At 53.0% G+C, this 18,329-nt stretch carries 14 protein-coding genes; all 14 read right to left on the reverse strand.

Translation table 11 applies throughout. The features are described 5' to 3' along the window. Nucleotides 1–9: 9 nt before the first annotated feature. The 14 genes from pstA to ccmE all read right to left on the reverse strand — a co-directional run bounded on the left by pstA (nt 10) and on the right by ccmE (nt 18,328). On the reverse strand, nt 10–1,332 hold the full coding sequence (gene pstA, locus EYZ66_RS07360) for a phosphate ABC transporter permease PstA (protein WP_009576842.1): 1,323 nt from the start codon (nt 1,330–1,332) through the stop codon (nt 10–12). Continuing rightward, nucleotides 1,329–3,506, reverse strand: coding sequence for an ABC transporter permease subunit (locus EYZ66_RS07365; RefSeq protein WP_009576844.1), 2,178 nt, complete (start codon nt 3,504–3,506; stop codon nt 1,329–1,331). The genes pstA and EYZ66_RS07365 overlap by 4 nt, the downstream gene beginning before the upstream one ends. Next, entirely contained in the window at nt 3,503–4,444 is a 942-nt protein-coding gene (locus EYZ66_RS07370; protein ID WP_009576846.1) for a PstS family phosphate ABC transporter substrate-binding protein, read from the reverse strand. The genes EYZ66_RS07365 and EYZ66_RS07370 overlap by 4 nt, the downstream gene beginning before the upstream one ends. Before the next feature lie 16 nt (nt 4,445–4,460). Further along, nucleotides 4,461–5,756, reverse strand: a complete 1,296-nt coding sequence (gene phoR / locus EYZ66_RS07375) for a phosphate regulon sensor histidine kinase PhoR (RefSeq protein WP_009576848.1) — start codon at nt 5,754–5,756, stop codon at nt 4,461–4,463. 5 nt (nt 5,757–5,761) lie between these two features. Then, nucleotides 5,762–6,463: a phosphate regulon transcriptional regulator PhoB gene (phoB, locus tag EYZ66_RS07380; RefSeq protein WP_009576850.1), complete on the reverse strand. Its 702-nt coding sequence runs from the start codon at nt 6,461–6,463 to the stop codon at nt 5,762–5,764. 97 nt (nt 6,464–6,560) lie between these two features. Then, nucleotides 6,561–7,184 (reverse strand): transglycosylase SLT domain-containing protein, encoded by a 624-nt coding sequence (locus EYZ66_RS07385; RefSeq protein ID WP_009576851.1) that lies wholly within the window; start codon nt 7,182–7,184, stop codon nt 6,561–6,563. Further along, nucleotides 7,150–9,174: an NAD-dependent DNA ligase LigA gene (gene ligA / locus EYZ66_RS07390; RefSeq protein WP_009576853.1), complete on the reverse strand. Its 2,025-nt coding sequence runs from the start codon at nt 9,172–9,174 to the stop codon at nt 7,150–7,152. Before ligA ends, EYZ66_RS07385 begins: the two co-directional genes overlap by 35 nt. A 5-nt stretch (nt 9,175–9,179) precedes the next feature. Beyond that, a complete protein-coding gene (gene zipA / locus EYZ66_RS07395) occupies nt 9,180–10,169 on the reverse strand; it encodes a cell division protein ZipA (RefSeq protein WP_009576855.1) in 990 nt (329 codons plus the stop codon). 24 nt (nt 10,170–10,193) lie between these two features. Beyond that, nucleotides 10,194–13,688, reverse strand: coding sequence for a chromosome segregation protein SMC (smc, locus tag EYZ66_RS07400; RefSeq protein WP_160195635.1), 3,495 nt, complete (start codon nt 13,686–13,688; stop codon nt 10,194–10,196). A 107-nt stretch (nt 13,689–13,795) separates the two neighbouring features. Further along, on the reverse strand, nt 13,796–14,965 hold the full coding sequence (locus EYZ66_RS07405) for a tetratricopeptide repeat protein (protein ID WP_009576461.1): 1,170 nt from the start codon (nt 14,963–14,965) through the stop codon (nt 13,796–13,798). Next, on the reverse strand, nt 14,962–15,411 hold the full coding sequence (locus tag EYZ66_RS07410) for a cytochrome c-type biogenesis protein (protein WP_009576462.1): 450 nt from the start codon (nt 15,409–15,411) through the stop codon (nt 14,962–14,964). The genes EYZ66_RS07405 and EYZ66_RS07410 overlap by 4 nt, the downstream gene beginning before the upstream one ends. Further along, on the reverse strand, nt 15,408–15,932 hold the full coding sequence (locus EYZ66_RS07415) for a DsbE family thiol:disulfide interchange protein (protein WP_009576463.1): 525 nt from the start codon (nt 15,930–15,932) through the stop codon (nt 15,408–15,410). The genes EYZ66_RS07410 and EYZ66_RS07415 overlap by 4 nt, the downstream gene beginning before the upstream one ends. Next, nucleotides 15,925–17,898, reverse strand: a complete 1,974-nt coding sequence (locus EYZ66_RS07420) for a heme lyase CcmF/NrfE family subunit (RefSeq protein WP_009576464.1) — start codon at nt 17,896–17,898, stop codon at nt 15,925–15,927. The genes EYZ66_RS07415 and EYZ66_RS07420 overlap by 8 nt, the downstream gene beginning before the upstream one ends. Next, complete coding sequence (gene ccmE, locus EYZ66_RS07425; protein ID WP_009576465.1) at nt 17,888–18,328, reverse strand: cytochrome c maturation protein CcmE; 441 nt, start codon at nt 18,326–18,328, stop codon at nt 17,888–17,890. Before ccmE ends, EYZ66_RS07420 begins: the two co-directional genes overlap by 11 nt. Nucleotide 18,329 lies beyond the last annotated feature (1 nt).

Consider the following 18,329-nt stretch of genomic DNA (forward strand, 5'->3'; position numbering starts at 1 on the left):
TTCCTTACATTAACGCAGTAAATTCTGATAACGACGGTTTAATCGATTTCTCAAAGCAACCGCTAGCGCATTGAGTGCAACCACTATCGCGAATAACACAACAGCCGTCGCATAGACTCTCGCCTGCACCAAGCTACTATCAAGACTTTGGAACCCTAGATCGTATATCTGGTGCCCCAAATGCATGAATTTTTGATCCAAAGCCAAGAATGGAAACTCGGACTTGAGCGGCAGCGTGGGCGCGTACTCGACAACACCGACCAGCATCAATGGCGCGACCTCGCCCGCGGCTCGGGCAATAGCGAGAATTAAGCCCGTCATCATTGCTGGTGCGGTCAGCGGCAGCACCAATCTAATCAGGGTTTCTGCACGTGTGGCACCCAAAGCATAGCTCGCTTCCACGATCGACCTCGGAATGCGCGACATCCCCTCCTCGGTCGCGACAATCACGACGGGCAAAGTCAGTAGAGCTAAGGTCAGTGAGGCCCACAGCAGTCCGGGCTCCCCAAAGGTTGGCGCCGGCAGAGAGTCGTTAAAAAAGAGACGATCTAACTCGCCGCCTACCCCGTAAACGAACAAACCCAGCCCGAACACGCCGTAGATGACACTGGGGATTGCCGCCAAGTTGTGAACCCCTGTGCGAATCAATCGGGTTAAATACCCGTCACCCGCGTATTCATGTAAATACACCGCAGCCAAGACCCCCAAAGGCATGACAAACACCGTCATCAGAAATACCATAACCACCGTGCCGACAACAGCGGGATAAACGCCGCCTGCCTCTGAGTTCGGCTCAAGTCCTTGTGTCAGGAACCGGAGTACATTTTTCGAAGCGATGGACCATTGCTCAAAACTAGAGAGCTGGTTAGGCAAGTACCAGTAGTCCACATCACTCAAAGCATAACGATAGGATTCGCCATGGCGAGTCGCAAGTTCCAGCGTATCAACATCGAGTGACTTATAATGTCCCAGAATCCTGCCTTCTATCTTGTGTTGCACTAGGATTGCTGATTCGGGCTTACTTCTGATGACATCTCGGCCCTGTCGCTCTAACCGTATCAGCCGGGTCTCTGCCGGCTCGAGCGCGCCTTGATCGACAAGTAGCGCGGAGTCGTCGCGGTAAATTGGGAGCCCCAGCACAGCCGTGTTGGTCGCCGCATGGGTCCATTCATAGATGGGCATCGGCCACCATTGGGGCTTGGCTTGCTGCAATAGCAAAGAGAGCATAACGCCCAAACCCGACAGTGCCAGTACCAAGGCTCCCGCGCAGAAAAACATCACGGCATCATCAAAACGCCATCGAGACCTCTGCTTGGCAAGTGGACTTGTCATAATTGCGCAACTCGCTCGCGCAGCCTGGTTCGAACCCACTCGGCAACAGAATTCAGCACGAAGGTGAACAGGAACAGCAACAAGGCGACAAACATAAGCACGTGAAAATGTACTGAGTCGGGCACAACCTCGGGCATTTCAAGGGCTAAGGTGGCCGACAAAGTCCGCAAGCCCGTGAAGAGACTGGGATCCATGGTGGCGGTGTTTCCCGTCGCCATCAGTACAATCATCGTTTCACCGACGGCCCTAGCGAAACCCATCATCACTGCTGACAGGATACCGGGCGCCGCTGTTGGTAATACAACGGATTTTGCCGCCTGCCACTCACTAGCACCCATCGCGAGGGCGCCCTCACGTAAGTGGGGTGGCACCGCCGCCAAGGCGTCTTCTGCTATGGAGTAGATCGTCGGAATGACGGCAAACCCCATGACTAAGCCGACGACAATGGCGTTACGTTGTTCGTATTCAATGTCCCACTCGTGGGCTAAATACGATACCAACGTATGCGACGTGCCGCTCGCTGCAAGTTCCGAAAGAGCACTGGCAATTAGGAGCGCAAAGGCAATAGCAGCCGCACTGAACAGTAATTCAAAACTCGACAAACGTGCCTCGGTCCGGTTGCCTGGCAGCAATCTCCAGATGATTGAGGCTAGATACAAGCAGAATGGAACGGCCATCACAAAAGAAACTATCAAGCCTAAATGTTGTTCCAGCCAAGGCGCAAGCCAAAGCCCTGCAACCAGACCCAGTATCACGGTTGGAATCGCCGCTAATAGCTCGACCAACGGTTTGATACGAGCACGCAGATCGGCTGTCAAAAAATAGGACGTAAAAATGGCCGCCGCTATCGCCAGAGGTGCTGCAAACAAGAGGCTGTAAAATGCGGCTTTTACAGTACCGAGTATGAGAGGTGTGATGGAAAACTTCGATTCCGCAGTAGGCGTCAAAGGCATGCTCTGCCAAATGTATTGGGGACCTTCATAACCCTCGTACATCCGACGTTCAAATAGACTTAAAATGCGTAGGCTCCGCTCGCGCGTGTCGACCTTCAAACTCATGAATTCGTCGCCCGTTGCGCGGACTATGACGCCGTCAGGGGTCATATACCAAGCAGGTTGAACCTCTTGTGACAGCGGTGGTTGCGGTAGCGAGAGATATTGCTGGCTCTGAAAGTCCGTATCAAGCCACTCAAGGTTTCCGCTACTGCTTGCGACCATTAATCCGCCAAAAGGTGGCGCGAACGCCTCAGTTAGTTCAGCATCTGTCAGCGGATATTGATCTAAGAGGCTCAGCACAGGGCCTTGGTCATCAAAAGAGAGTCCGTAGATATGGACTAATGTGTTGCTGTCGATTAGCGCAATTCCATAGGATGAGCGAAGCACCCTAACAAACGAGAGCTCAGTCACGTCCGAAAATCGTCCCGCACTCACGCCTGAGTCGCTCTGATAAATCCAATACCGCCCGTCTTTCGCGACCGATAACAGCATTTCACCCTGGCCAATAAAATGAACTCTGGAAGGCTCATGACCTGCGTCGAGACTTAATTGTTGCTGCAGGCTGACCTGGGTCGACTGTGATACCGGGCCACGTTCAGATCGGGCGACGAGCCACTCAACTCGATCCTCGTAGTACAGCAAAATATTGAACGCATCATTGTTCTGGGCTTGGACTTGTAGAGCCTCTGGCAACTCTGCCAGTTGTCGGGAGACCATGGGTTGCTGAACTTCTTGCGCTGAAGAATCACCTACAAACCAATCGTAGTCACTGTAAAGCCTGAGCACTCCATCAGTCGTTACCGTCACAAGCACAGAAGCGCTTTGCTCGTCGACGGCAAGCCTGACGACATTGCTAAGCGTGTCTTGATACTTCTGCTCGCCGGGGTTGCCGAGCGCGAAAACCTTGAAGTCGCCGGACGCAGTGTCTTGGACCAGATACTCGGTCTCGCTGAGCGCAACAACAACAGGGCTGTGCGTATCAAGGTTATACGTGTTTATCTCTGAGCGAGTATCGGCCCAAAATAGCGGCCAAGACGCCCAAATCAAAAATAGGAAAATAGACGCGATTGCCAGCAACACTAAGGTTGCTCCAGTGGTCACCGCCACCGTAACGACACGATCGGCCCATCGACGAGAGGGAGCCAGCGCAGATCTAGCGTCTGTATAGCGAGATTTCATAAGCCCAACTCTACTCGAATCTTCGCACGCACGTCCTCGGGGAGCGGAATAAACCCCGAGCGTTTGATAACCTCCTGTCCTTGATTTGACAGTACCAGGTCAACAAAATCTCGCTCAGCGCCTCTCAAGGGCAATGCTGCAGCCTGATTCACGTATAAATAGAGAGGTCTGGCCAAGGGGTAATCGCCCTGCGAAGTAGCCTCCGGCTCTGGCATATAGGCTCTCGAATTCTCATCTTTGCTGATTGCAAGGATTTTAACCAAGGGTGATTGATACCCAACGCCACTATATCCTATACCACCAATTGAGCTGCCGACGGATTGAACCACTGAACTTGATCCTGGCTGCTCACCAACGCTCGTGTCGAAATCGCCACCACACAGCGCGACTTGTCGGAAATAGCTGTAAGTCCCCGAAGCGGAATTGCGTCCAAAGGTCGTGATTTTTTGCTTATCGAATGACTCCGCATTGAGCTCCCACCAATCGTTGATCGGCTGGTCGGCGCCACACCGACGGGTCGCTGAGAAAATTGCGTCGACTTGCTTAAGACTGAGTTGCACCAGTGGGTTCTGCCAGTGGACGAAGACCGCCACAGCGTCGACGCCAATCACAACCTCGGTGACATCGTACCCGTATTCTTGCCGAAACCTCAGCTTTTCCGCAGGTGACATACGCCGACTCATGGGTCCGAGACTCGCAGTGCCTTCTTGCAACGCGGGTGGCGCCGTACTTGAACCATTAGCCTGCACCTGCATCACAACATCGGGGTACTTCTGGTTAAACACCCTCGCCAGGCGAGTCATAACACCACCCATGGTATCAGAGCCTACACTTGAAAGTTTGACCACTGGAGTAGCCGCATGAGCAACCTCGACGCTCAACGCAAAGATCAGTAGCGCAATGAACTTGCTAGCGAAAATATTACGATAAGCGAACATAGCACGTGTCATAAAATCAGACGTCGCGATTCATTCTATGGAAGCTCAAGCTAAAACAACTGCCCGCACCGAGTTCCGACTCGATTTTCAGTTGCGCCTCGTGGCTGGCTGCGACATGCTTAACGATCGCAAGGCCCAGGCCCGTGCCACCTCCAGCAAAGGAGCGCGATTCATCGACACGATAGAAACGCTCGGTGAGGCGCGGAATATGTTCTTCCGCAATCCCCAAACCTTGATCGCAGACCTCAATGCACAGTGCGTCCTCTGTTTCACGTAAGGTTAAGGATACCGGCTTTCCCTCTGGCGAATACTTGAGCGCATTCACTACCAAATTACTGAGCGCACTAAACAACTCCCGGTAGTCTCCCTCAATTTTCGCATTTCGAACGGCGCACTTATACTCGATGGTTCGAGATGGATACCCTCCCCTCAAATCTTCCACTACTTCGCCGCATAGGGCGACTACGTTCACCTGCTCGCGCACTCGTTTTTTTGTTGCCGTCGCCTCAATCTTTGACAGCCACAACAAATCCCGCACTAGATTTTCCATGCGCTGTGACTGCTGAGCCATCTGTTCAAGGGGTTTTATCAACGCAGCCGGCAGCATTTCCGATTGCGATAACAGGGTATCCAAATAACCCGATATCACCGTAAGTGGCGTTCGAAGCTCGTGTGATACATTGCCGACAAAGTCCTGACGCGTCTGTTCTATCTGCACCAGCTGTGTAACGTCCCGTACCAGTATGAGGCGATCCCCGATGCCAAAGGAGCTGACTTCCACTTGCAGATGTCGCGCAGGAAAATCGTTGGTGCTGAACGTCAGAGGTTCAGTATAGTCGCCCACGATCATGTAACTGGAAAACTCAGGATAACGCACTAAGCTTAACAAGTTTTGACCTTTATCTTGCGGATAGCGTAAACCCAATAGGTACTCCGCAGAGCTATTGCTCCACTCGATCAAACCTTTCTGGTCGATGAGTAGCGCACCATCGCGCAGAGAGCGAAAAGAATCACGAAGGTAATCAACCGTGTGCTGAAGGCGTGATCGCGCGTCTCGGTTGTGGCGTTGTATTGCATACATCTGGTCCAGCATCATTCCCCAGATACCCGAGCCCTCGGGAGGCTCTGATTCGGGGTGATCGATCCACTGCAATACCCTGCGAAGCTGCCATAAGTAACCGAACACAAAAAACAGCAAAACGACCGTTAACGCTTCGGCCGTCGCGCCAATCACCCAACCAATCGCAGCGGCGATCAGTAGCAGCAGAACAAGGGTTTGAAGCTCTTTGTACCACCGCCCTACTGCACGCATAAAGTCTAAATTCCAGGCGGAGAAAAGCGATAACCCGTACCGCGTACGGTCTGAATAAAGTGGCTGCAATCACCCATGTCGTTCTGCAACGCTTTACGTAAGCGACGAATGTGGACATCCACCGTACGTTCCTCGACATAGACATTACCGCCCCATACCTGATCGAGTAGCTGACTGCGTGTATAGGCGCGTTCTGGATGCGACATAAAAAAAGACAATAGTTTAAATTCAGTCGGTCCCATCGCGAGCGGTTCACCCGCGAGGAACACCCGGTGGCTACTCATGTCTAAGACTAACTCGCCCGCCTCAATCCTCTCGGACGAAGGCATGGCGCCACTGCGACGTAGCAACGCTCGGATTCTGGCAATCAGCTCACGTGGGGCAAAAGGCTTGGTGATGTAGTCATCCGCGCCGACGTCCAAACCCTGAATAACATTGTCCTCCGAGGTCTTTGCCGTCAGCATGATCACTGGAATTTCTTCAGTGAGCTTATCGCGTTTGAGTCGTCGAAGTAGTTCAATACCGCTGCCACCGGGTAGCATCCAATCCAGTAGGACAATGTCTGGGCGACGGTCAATGATAATTGCGTGTGCGTCCATGATGTTATCGGCTTCGATGCAGCGCAAATCGGCGATTTCCAGGGCCATACGCAACATATCCCGGATAGCGACCTCGTCTTCTACAACCAATACTGAACAATTCTTCACGGCAATAACTCCTTGCGCGGATACTGTAATATTGCAACATTATCGCGTGCAAGGCATGACAATTCTGTGACAAAGTGAAATAAAAATGACTGTTACGTTAAAACCAGTCGAACCAGCCTTTATTCGCAGCATCGAGACGACTCTTGCACCCCTGCAGTTGCGTCCTGTACCGCCCAGCGCGAGCGTGAACTTTATTGGCTACACCGACTAGCCACGCTTTAGATTTATACGTTCCTCTTGCGTAGCCACCCTGCCCCTCATGGTAATTAAGATACAGTGCTCTTGCATCGGTTGCTGAAACGCCGTTCTCTTTATACGAGAGCTTGTTGTACCATCCGATAAAATCAATGGCGTCATCAAACTCGTCGCGGTCGGCGCCGTAGGCACCCGCATCACGTTTATATCGCTCCCAAGTACCCGTCAGTGCCTGAGAATAACCGTAGGCGTTTGACGGCCGAAAACCGGGAATAAAACCAAGAATTTTTTTGCGGGGAGGCTTTGCTTTTGCCTCAAACTTTGACTCTTGGTGCACAATCGCCATCATGGTGGGAATATCAGCATCCCAACGTTTTGCTGATTTTTTTGCGCTTTTGTACCAGCCTTTTTTTTCGTCAAAAATAGCGCAAATATTGTCCAAATCGCTCGGAGGTGCGGTCGTACACCCCGCGATGACGATGAGTACTAAGCTAAATCCAAGCCGACTTACGCGCGAGAAATTCATCTTCGTTTATTACCTCCACACCCAAAGCTTGCGCTTTTGCGAGCTTACTCCCTGCCCCAGGTCCTGCAAGCAACACTGTGGTCTTGTTAGACACACTCCCTGCCACACTTGCACCCAAAGATTTCAACAACTCGGTCGCCTCTTCTCGAGAAAACGTCTCGAGTTTGCCTGTTACCACCCAAGTCTGTCCAACAAGCGGTGCATTGTCGACATCAATCGGCGCTACCTCAGGCCATGAAAGCCCCGCTTGCACTAGCGTGCTAATAACCTCTAAGTGAGTCGATGAGTTTAGGAATGATCGAATGTGATTTGCAACGATTGGGCCAACATCCGGTACAGCCAGCAAATCGTCAACAGACGCCGCGATTAGCGACTCAATATCGCCAAAATAGTCTGCCAGGCGCTCGGCCGTTGTTACGCCTACTTCACGGATACCCAAAGCATACAGAAAACGGGCAAACGTCGTCCGCTTGGATCGGTCTATCGCATCAATGAGATTTTGAGCCGACTTAGCGCCCATTCTTGGCAACGCGGCAAGCTCATTGAAAGTTAGGCCATAGATATCGCTGGGGTCCTTCAACCGCTCTATATCCACCAGCTGCTCCACTAATTTTTCACCAAAGCCCTCAATATCCATCGCTTTGCGCGACACAAAATGAATGATCGCGCCCTTACGCTGTGCAGAGCACGTCAGCGCCCCACTGCAGCGTTGTACCGCTTCACCCTCTTCGCGCACGATTGCGGATCCGCACACGGGACAGTGCGAGGGAAAAACAATTTTCCTCAGCTCGCCTCGCCGCTCTTCTGGTAGCGCCCTCGCCACCTGAGGGATAACATCGCCAGCGCGTCGAACGACCACTAAGTCACCAATCTTCACCTGCAGACGATCGATTTCGTCCGCATTATGCAGAGTTGCGTTACTGACGACGACGCCGCCCACCGATACCGGCTCGAGTCTTGCCACAGGTGTAATCGCACCCGTTCGACCCACCTGAAATTCAACATCCAGCAAATGCGTTAAAGCCTCTTCAGCGGGAAACTTCCTGGCGATTGCCCAACGGGGTGCCCGCGACACAAAGCCCAAATCGGCCTGCTCGGCCAATGAATTCACTTTGTATACAATACCATCGATGTCGTAATCCAAGCCGCTCCGACGCCGAGACAGTTGCTCGTAATAATCAATACAGGCCTGAATACCCGAGACGGCTTGCACTTCATCATTAACAGGTAGCCCGAGCGACTCGTACCACCGTAACAACCCATACTGGCTATCGGGAATGTCCACACCTTGGGTCACACCCACACCATAACAGTAAAACGCGAGCGGTCTTTTGGCTGTGATCGCGGGATCTAGCTGGCGCAAACTACCAGCAGCCGCGTTGCGCGGATTAGCAAACGTTTTTTCGCCCTGAGCTTCGGCGCGTTGATTGAGACGCGTGAAGCCCCGCTTTGGCATAAAAATTTCGCCTCGCACTTCGAGGGCGTCAATGGATTCAGCGCCATGCAACTGTAGGGGTATATTTTTAACGGTCTTAACATTGTGAGTGATATCCTCACCGGTTTGACCATCACCTCGGGTCGCTGCCTGAACGAGCATCCCTCGTTCGTAACGGATAGCAACTGCAATACCATCGAGTTTAGGCTCACAGACATAGTCGATAGTCGCCGTCTCAAGCAACCCGAGTCGTTCGCGCGCTCTGCGATCGAAATCGAGCAATTCGTCATTGGAAAACGCGTTGTCTAACGACAGCATTGGTATGACGTGCATCACTGGCGCAAAGCCTTCTACCGGTTTCCCGCCAACCCGTTGTGTCGGTGAATCTCTTCGTGCGTACTGAGGGTTTTGAACTTCTAATGTTTGCAATTCTCGGAACAGCTGATCGTACTCAGCGTCAGAAATACTGGGTGCGTCGTGCTCGTAATACTCTTGACTGTAACGCTCGATTAGCGCAATAAGTTCAGCAATACGCTTAGCTGGATCTGCAGGCATAAGACTTACGACCGCTTTTGTAGCAGCTGTTTTCTGGCATACTCGCGCAACAGCGTCTTATCGTGCTCGATCGCCTGCTTGGTTAAAACGCTGTGGGAATGATCGAGTAGAGTGCCGCCTAAATGCTGTACCACCGCGCGAGCAGTTTCCAGCATCGCTTCATAGGACGTCAGTAAATCTTTGGGGCCCGGGACTCGCATGAAAAATACGACCCCCGCCGTTTGAAGGGTGCTCATTGAATCGATATCAAATACACCCGGTTTCAAAAGATTCGCTACACTGAATTGAATCGGACCGCGCCCGCCACTCTGTTCGTGTCGATGAAAAAAACCCAAATCACCGAAACGCAAATCACAGGCTAATAGTAGCTGCAGTAAGGTGTCGCCCTGATAGGGCTTCTGCTCATCCGCCTTGAGGTGGATCAGCAGCACATGCTCTGGCGGTGTATCCTCAATCAGAGTTGGTGCCTCTTCTGCAGGCTCCTCCTCCGTGTCCAGGGTTTCTAGCCAGTCTACGGTCTGCCCAGCAGAGGTTGAAGTTGTGCGTGTTGCTGCGATGGTCGCTTCACTTGCTGTTGAGCTACTCTCGGCGGCGGCGTCCGTAACCGGATCCAATGCTCGTTCCGAACGGTCTTCAACAGCGGCACTGAGGGACTCTCGGTGCTCAACCGTTTGACTCGGATCTTCTTTCGCTTCAGCCAGCTCATTATGCGCTGCGTCTGGGACAAGCTCATCGCTGTCTAACGCTTTCCCTTGCGTCGTGCTGTCGTCTGTGTCGTCCGCACGATAGACGACCCGCGCACCGCCGTTGGGCAATTCTTTCAACCAGTCGAAGTCAGCATGAGGCTCTTGGCGATCGGTTTTTTTTGCCCGCATCAAACGCTCATTTTCAGCCCGCTGTTTGAGCGCTCGGCGTATCGCATCCAATAAAATCACCACGACCAGAGCGATACCCGCAAGCAACATCCACTCTCTCATGCCTAATTCCAAGCCCATAGGCCTCTGATCTCCCTTACTTCGCTAGTTGGCTGCAAGCTCTGCTGCTTCTTCAACGTCTACGGACACCAAGCGCGATACGCCGGGCTCGTGCATGGTTACACCGAGAAGTTGATCGGCGACTTCCATCGAAATCTTGTTGTGAGTAATGTAAATGAACTGCACCTTCTCGGACATCTCTTTTACCATACGCGCATATCGTCCAACGTTGGCGTCATCCAGTGGCGCGTCGACCTCATCCAACATACAGAAAGGCGCGGGGTTGAGCTGAAAGATCGAGAACACTAAAGCGATCGCAGTCAACGCTTTCTCACCACCCGATAATAGATGAATCGTACTATTTTTCTTGCCGGGAGGCCTCGCAATAATCGCAATGCCTGTGTCGAGCAAGTCCTCCCCAGTCATTTCTAAATGCGCAGAGCCCCCGCCAAAAACTCTCGGGAACAAAGCTTGCAAGCCAGCATTCACCTCTTCGAATGTATCGCGGAAGCGACTCCTCGTTTCCTTATCGATTTTGCGAATCGCGGATTCAAGCGTTTCCAGTGCAGAGGTCAAATCTTCATGCTGCGCATCGAGATAGGTCTTGCGCTCTGATTGAGAGGCAAACTCATCGATGGCCGCGAGGTTAATGGCACCTAAACGCCCAATCTTGCGACCTAATTCCTCCAGCAATAGCTGCACCTGCCCAATCGTATGCTCATCACGAATGAGTTCAAGCGCCGCATCAACCGTCCACTCGTCCTCTTTTAATCTGTCGACGAGCGCCTGCTGCTGCACCGTTAACGTTTGCCGCTGCAGTCGTTCACGTTCAAGCTTGGTCGAACATTCATCGCGGCGACGCTCAATACTTAAGCGCGTCTGCTCAGCCGCTCGCATGGCCTGCTCTAACGCGCCTAGAGCATCTCGGGCTTGACTGAGCTTTTCTTCCGTTTGCAAACGCAATTCGAGCTGCTCATCCAACTGTGCCTGTAAGGTTTGAATGGCACTGTCGTCGTTGGCGGCAAGCTCTTCCTTAAGTTGCTCGCGCTGCTCGGCCAATTCTTGCGTCTGTTGGCGCAATCGCTCTATGGCTTGTTCAGTCGAACTTACTTGCGCGAGCAATTGCTGTTCTTGCAGAGTCACACTGTACAGGGTGTCGCGCTGTTCTCGAGCTGACTGACGCAATTCATCGAGCCGCACGCGTATACTGTCTCGATCCGAAATTAAGGCCTCTCGCTGTATAGCGTCGGCCTCCATCGTCTCGATCGCCTCGGTCAATTCGCGACGAGCCTGAGCGATACTCTCTTGCTCTTGTTCGTACTCGGCCTTGACGTCCTCAAGCTCCGCTAAAATCTGTTCTTTGCGCTCGTGTTCTTTCGCAAATTTTGCTGTATTCGCCGATATTTGCGCATTGATACGACTCTCATCGGCGCTTAACGCTTGAATGGATACCCGAGCCTCTTCCGCTAACCGATCCTGCGCCTGAACATTGCCTTCCAACTCGTTCAGTGCGTTTGCGGCAGCGGCAACCGATTCATCGATTTCCGCAATTTCCGATTCTAATAGGTCTATCTCCTGCTGCCGGAACAGCACGCTGTCTTCACCACGTATCGATTGAGACAGGCGCACCCAATCCAGCCCCATCCAAACACCCTCGGGCGTGATAACCGACTCCCCAGGCTTAAGGCTAGACCGCAGATTCAAAGCTTCGTCCAACGTTTGCGCGACGCGTACTTTCGTTAACACACTGGGCACCCAAGATGTGTTCACGTGTTCCGCCAAACTGCCAGCAGGCTTATGACACTCATTACGCCCTTGGAGATAAAACTTAGCCGCCGGGAAGCTTTGCATCTGCTCGGGGGTTAAAGAGGCTGAATCTGTCACAAAACCGTGGATGTCTTCCGCCAAGACACGCTCTACTGCAACCTGCCATTGCTGTTCCACAGACAGCTCTTCAACGAGCGGGCGCAGTTCAATATTCTGCAGAGTGGCAACCCATTCATCGATTTGTACTTGCGACTGATTTTGGGCGGCTTCCTGCAGCGCGTTTAAGGATGAAGCTCGTCCCCGCTTTTCACGCGCGAGCGTCTGCATTTCACTGAGCCTTTGCCTCAGAGCCCCAACTTCAGCTCGCGCGTCATCGCGCTTCTGTAGCGCCTTTTGACGCGCGCCCTCAAGTCCTGCTTGGCGCTCGCGCAAAGCCTCCAACTGGGCCTGCATGGCCTGCTGATCGCCCAAGTCTGAGCTTGGCGCAAGCGCTGCGAGCTCCTCTTTCAGGGCCTCAGAGCGCCGAGCCAATCTCGAAAGGACCTGTTCTAAATGTTTGATGCGAGATTGCTGAACCTCACTTTGCTGTCGAGCTGAAGACGCCGATTGGTTAAAACCATCCCATGATTGTTGCCAAAGTTGCATGGCTTCCTCAGCCATCGCAAGTTCTTCGGCGGACTGCTCTACGCGAGCCTCCGCCTCGACGCGATTGGGCGAAACCGTCTCAAGTGTTTCTTTTGCCTCGGTAAGCGACTCTAAATCGCTCTGTAAAGATTCGTTAGCGAGCGCCATCGATGCATCAGTTTGCGCCAAGCGCTGGAGTAGTTGGCTATGGCGCTGGTTTTGAAAGTTGATCGCTTGTTCGAAACGCGTCACCTCTGCACCAATTGCGTAATAGTCCGCTTGCACGCGGTTACAATGCTCAGCTGCCTCAGTTTGAGCAACGCGTTTCTCTTCCAGATCGGCCTCTAGAGCTCTGTATTCTGCGATTATTCCTTCGCGTTGGACCTCGATATCATTAATAGAGAAGGCCAACGTCTCAACTTGCTGTGACAAATCCCGCCACTGCATTCCGGCGAGTAAGGCCTTGGTCTCGCGTTCTTGTTGCTTAAATTCGCGGTACTTCTCGGCGGCCTGAGCCTGGCGTTCTAAGTGATAGATCTGTCGCCCCAGCTCGTCGCGGATATCCTGCAAACGCTCAAGATTTTCCATCGTGCGCCGCATTCGACTCTCTGTCTCACGGCGCCGCTCCTTGTACTTCGATATCCCCGCGGCTTCTTCAATAAAGACCCGCAGTTCTTCGGGCTTCGATTCAATCAAACGAGAAATCATACCCTGTTCGATAATGGCGTAACTTCTCGGGCCGAGCCCGGTACCCAAGAAAATGTCGGTGATATCGCGGCGCCGACATCTCGCGCCATTCAAAAAATAGTCCGATTGACCCGCTCGAGTGACCAAGCGTTTGATGGCTATTTCAGAAAAACGGGCGTACTCGCCGCCGACCGTGCCGTCCTGATTGTCAAACACCAATTCAATAGACGCTTGGCCGACAGGCTGTCGCCCGCCAGAGCCGTTAAAAATGACGTCGGTCATTGACTCGCCGCGCAGGTTTTTGGCGGAACTCTCCCCCATGACCCAGCGCACAGCGTCGATGATGTTGGACTTACCGCACCCATTGGGGCCAACGACCGCACTCATATTATGTGGGAACTGCACGGTGGTGGGATCCACAAAAGACTTAAATCCCGCCAATTTTATAGACTTTAATCGCATGCTTCTCGCACTTATCGCTACCGGTTCGCCGGTACACCAAACTATTTATGAAGAGCGTTTAGTGTACCCGCTTTCTGGCAGTTCGCCTATGGCTTGAACCCCGCGATTTATTGGGTTGGTGCTAACCGCACAGCAATAGCCTCTAGTGCGCCAATTGGGACCGACAGCAAGCTTTGCGCTTTGTAGGGCGCATCCACACTTGAAGCGCTTCCGCTGAGCGACAAATGAGCTGATACTGATACCGCGGTTTGCGCCGACAGCTTTTGCCCAGCCATCGAATCCGAATCCGTTAGAGTGATTGTCGCGGGCAAATCTGACACCGCCATGCGTCTTACGGCAAGGGGCATACCTGTATCCATTCCTTCAGGTCTCACCACGACAAACACAGTTCCTGAGGTCTGTTGCGGCGCTTCGGTAAACTCCACTGTGAGCACCAACGAGCCCGCGTCGCTGGGTGCCGACGTGGCCGGGTCAATCCCCAGCGCTTGCTCAGCTTGCCTTAACAGGTCATCCAACACAGCAGCTTCCGAACTACCACTACCATTCATGGCACGCAGCACACGCCAGTGCTTAATGGCCTCTGCGTACGCGCCTTGCTCAAATGCGACCATTCCAAGTAAGCCAAGGGCAGTGGCCTGTCTTGGATTCAAGCTCACCGCCTGCTCTGCCCACAAACGACCACGCTCATCTAACTGACGGTTGGAACTTAAATATCGCGCTTGCGCCGCATAGGCTAATATTTGGGGTGCCTCGGGCATCAATTCAGCCATGTGGGCGTATATTTGAGCAGCTTTCGGGTAGGCAGCTTGCCCCATGTAATAACTGCCAATCAGTCCAAGATAGGTGGCATTGTCGGGACGCTGTTCTAGTCGCGCTTCGATTTGCGCAACCAACTCTTGCACGTCTGAATCAGAGCTATTCTCTGTAAGCGTCTGCAAACGTTCGGCAATGGTTAGGTCCTCGTACGCACCAACCTGCGTGTAGACAGCATAACCGATCGCGCAGGCGGATATGACACCCACAAGCACCATTTTTATCCCCGCCATTCCGGCCTTGGCGTCTTGTTCAGGCAGTTCTTTCAAGCCTTCCTCTAGCAATCTGAGGGCCGCTTCTTGGGAGAGTGTTGGATCGTCCGCCAAGAGCTCCTGCTTGCGCATTTCCAGCCATTCCAGGTTAGCCTGTTTCGTCCCCACCACGGGTCTGGGTCTGCGACCAAACAACAAAAATGACAGGAGCATGACGCACGCTGCCGCCAGTACGGCAATAATAAAATTCATTCGGATTTTTCCTGTAACAGCGCAGCAATGTCGTTGGCGTGTTCGCTCGAGGTGTCTTTAACTCGGCTGCGACCTGAGGTTACAGCCACCCACACCACACCTCCGATGGCGAGAAATATCCAAGGCGCTAACCAAAGCCAACGTGTCACACCATCAGAGGCCGGGTTGTAGCGGACAAACTCGCCGTATCGATCCACCATGCCGTCGATTATTTCGTCGTCAGTGAAACCAGCTTCTAGTTCCTCATACAGCCGACGTCGCAAGTCTTCCGAAATGGGCGCATTAGAATCCGCAATCGTTTGATTTTGACACTTAGGACAACGCAGCTCGTCGACTAAGCGATGATAGCGCGCCTCGAGCTCAGGCTGACTAAACTCATAGGTTTCGATAACAGCCGATGCCGGCAACGACAATAATAGGGTAACAATATAGATACTGATCCTCACTTGCTAACCTCTCTGTATGCCTGGCCTAAGGCCCCAGACCATGTTCGCTCGTTCACCTCTCCGACATGGCGATAGCGAATAACGCCCTGGGCATCAATCACATAGGTCTCTGGAGCACCGTAGACGCCTAAATCCAAGCCAAAATCTCCCTGAGGGTCGGTGATGTTCACGCTGTAAGGATCACCCAGACGGGCCAACCACGAGAGCGCTTTGCTGTCTTCATCTTTGTAGTTGAGCCCAATAATAGGCACGCCCTCTTCCGCCAGTTTCATCAGGTAGGGGTGCTCGGCTACACAAGTCGGACACCACGTGCCCCACACATTTAACAGGCTCGCGCGACCCACAATGTCGTCTCGCTCAACGTACTCTTCGCTCCCGAGTGCTCGCAAGCGAAATTCCGGCAAGCTTCGATCGATCAAAGCAGAGGGAAGATCGGTGGGATCCAACGACAACCCTCGGTACAGCAAAACAGCCAAACCTACGAAGACAGCCGCGGGGATAAACAGGAGGACTCTACGCATGCGTGAGCGCCTCGGAGCCTTGCATCGCATGCGCCTTGACGCGACGATAACGGCGATCAGCTAGGGTAATGAACGCCCCCAAGCCCATAAGCGTTGCTCCAATCCACATCCAACGGACCAGCGGTTTGTAGTGCAATCGCACTGACCAAGCACCCTCTTTGCCCAAAGCTTCGCCCATCGCAACGTAGAGATCCCGAGTAAAACCGGCGTCAATCGACGCTTCGGTCATGACCTGCCCAGACGCAAAATACTGTCGCTTCTGCGGACGCAACTCAGCCAGTCGGCGGCCCTCATAGTAAACGGTAAACACGCCCTCATCGCCGTTGTAGTTGGGGCCGGTTACCGCGCCACTGCCGTGAAATTCGAAGCGGTATCCGGCAAGCTCTGCGCTGTCGCCAGGCGCCATCCTGAGATCCTTCTCAACGCTCCATTGAGTGACGACGACAACGCTGATCACGCACATTGCAAACCCGAAGTGGGCCAGCACCATACCCCAATAGCTCGGCGTCTGTCGGCCCACGACCGGGGCCCACGATTGTGACCCACCCTTCTTCAAGCGCAAATCTATGACAAGGCCTCCTAAAATCCAAGCCGCCAGAAGAACCGACAAGGCCACCCAAAGATTGAAACCCTGCCCCAGAAAAGGCAGAGCAATGCCAGCGATAAGCGCACTGACAGCGCTGACTGACACATGCTTAGACCAGCGATCTGCACGATCTTGGCGCCAGCGCGTGAACGGCCCGACACCCATAACGGGAATAAGCAGGGCCATAAGAGGAACAAACACTGCATTAAAGTACGGAGGACCCACCGAGTATTTACCCTGCCCCAAGGCGTCCATTAACAAAGGGAAGAGCGTGCCGAACAACACTGTCAACGTCGCCACTAGAAACACCACGTTGTTAAACAAAAGTAGGGTCTCTCGCGAGAGCCAAGCATTGCGAATACCGCTGTTTACGGCAGGTGCCCTAAAGGCATAAAGCATCAGAGAACCGCCGACCACGATCAGCAAAAACACTAAAATAAACATACCGCGTTCGGGGTCTGCCGCAAATGCGTGAACTGACGTCAACACCCCTGAACGCACCAAAAACGTACCCAGCAAAGACAGCGAGAAACTGGCGATCGCAAGTAGTACCGTCCAGCTTTTAAACACACCCCGCTTCTCGGTAACTGCCAGCGAATGTACGAGCGCCGTACCTGCAAGCCAAGGCATAAACGAGGCATTCTCGACAGGGTCCCAGAACCACCATCCGCCCCATCCAAGCTCATAGTAGGCCCACCAGCTGCCTAGCATGATTCCCAGTGTCAAAAATGCCCAGGCGGCATTGGTCCAGGGTCTTGACCAGCGCGCCCACGCCGCATCTAATCGCCCACCCAACAAGGCGGCGATGGCAAATGCAAAGGCGACCGAAAACCCCACGTACCCCATGTATAAAATGGGCGGATGAATAATCAAACCCGGATCTTGTAGCAGCGGATTAAGATCTCGACCGTCGGCAGGACTATCGGGCAAATTCCGTGCGAATGGATTAGACGTAAAGAGCGAAAATGCAATGAAACCGACACTTATCATGCCCATCACAGACAGCACTCTGGCATAGAGAATCTGCGGTAGCTCGGAGCTAAACAAAGCGACCGCAAACGTCCACCCGCAGAGCACGAGGACCCACAGTAGCATCGATCCCTCGTGATTGCCCCACACAGCCGAAAACTTATAGAACATGGGTAGCAATGAGTTGCTGTTGTTGGCGACTACGACCAAAGAGAAGTCGTCTTGCAAGAACGCGGCGGTTAAAAACCCAAAACTGATCGCGCCGAACAGGAATAGTGCGGCGGCAAGTGGCTTGGCAGAATTCATGGCAGAGCCGTTGCCCGAAAAGCTTCCCCACATTGGCAGCACCGTCAGTCCACAGGCGCTAATCAGCGCCATAATGAGAGCGAAAACACCATACTCAGCGATCATATTTTTTACCTACGGCTTCTAATGCTTCGGCGACTTCTGGCGGCATGTAATTCTCATCGTGTTTGGCGAGCACTTCATGCGCGACGAAAACACCTCGCTCATCTAATTTACCAGCAGCGACGACGCCCTGCCCCTCGTCAAACAAGTCGGGTAAAATGCCAGAATACATAACCGGCACCGTGCCCGCATAATCAGTCACTTCGAAACGGACATCGAGAGAACTCTCCGAGCGCACGATACTGCCTTCCACCACCATTCCTCCCACGCGAATCGGTTGCCCCACCGGCGCCTTCCCCGCAATCACATCTGCAGGGGGGTAAAATAAATTGATATTGCCGCGCAAACCGTAAGTCACCAAACCAACGCCAAGACTGGATAAAACAACCACGGCTAAAACAACAATCAACCGTTTTTTTCGTTTTGGATGCATA

It is taken from the genome of Aequoribacter fuscus (genome assembly GCF_009910365.1).
Taxonomy (GTDB): domain Bacteria; phylum Pseudomonadota; class Gammaproteobacteria; order Pseudomonadales; family Halieaceae; genus Aequoribacter; species Aequoribacter fuscus.

Excerpts from the sequence above, each read along its gene's own strand:
- pstA (WP_009576842.1), bottom strand. The coding sequence starts at position 1,332 with ATGACAAGTCCACTTGCCAAGCAGAGGTCTCGATGGCGTTTTGATGAT.
- EYZ66_RS07365 (WP_009576844.1), bottom strand. The coding sequence starts at position 3,506 with ATGAAATCTCGCTATACAGACGCTAGATCTGCGCTGGCTCCCTCTCGT.
- EYZ66_RS07370 (WP_009576846.1), bottom strand. The coding sequence starts at position 4,444 with ATGTTCGCTTATCGTAATATTTTCGCTAGCAAGTTCATTGCGCTACTG.
- phoR (WP_009576848.1), bottom strand. The coding sequence starts at position 5,756 with ATGCGTGCAGTAGGGCGGTGGTACAAAGAGCTTCAAACCCTTGTTCTG.
- EYZ66_RS07385 (WP_009576851.1), bottom strand. The coding sequence starts at position 7,184 with ATGAATTTCTCGCGCGTAAGTCGGCTTGGATTTAGCTTAGTACTCATC.
- ligA (WP_009576853.1), bottom strand. The coding sequence starts at position 9,174 with ATGCCTGCAGATCCAGCTAAGCGTATTGCTGAACTTATTGCGCTAATC.
- zipA (WP_009576855.1), bottom strand. The coding sequence starts at position 10,169 with ATGGGCTTGGAATTAGGCATGAGAGAGTGGATGTTGCTTGCGGGTATC.
- smc (WP_160195635.1), bottom strand. The coding sequence starts at position 13,688 with ATGCGATTAAAGTCTATAAAATTGGCGGGATTTAAGTCTTTTGTGGAT.
- EYZ66_RS07405 (WP_009576461.1), bottom strand. The coding sequence starts at position 14,965 with ATGAATTTTATTATTGCCGTACTGGCGGCAGCGTGCGTCATGCTCCTG.
- EYZ66_RS07415 (WP_009576463.1), bottom strand. The coding sequence starts at position 15,932 with ATGCGTAGAGTCCTCCTGTTTATCCCCGCGGCTGTCTTCGTAGGTTTG.
- EYZ66_RS07420 (WP_009576464.1), bottom strand. The coding sequence starts at position 17,898 with ATGATCGCTGAGTATGGTGTTTTCGCTCTCATTATGGCGCTGATTAGC.
- ccmE (WP_009576465.1), bottom strand. The coding sequence starts at position 18,328 with ATGCATCCAAAACGAAAAAAACGGTTGATTGTTGTTTTAGCCGTGGTT.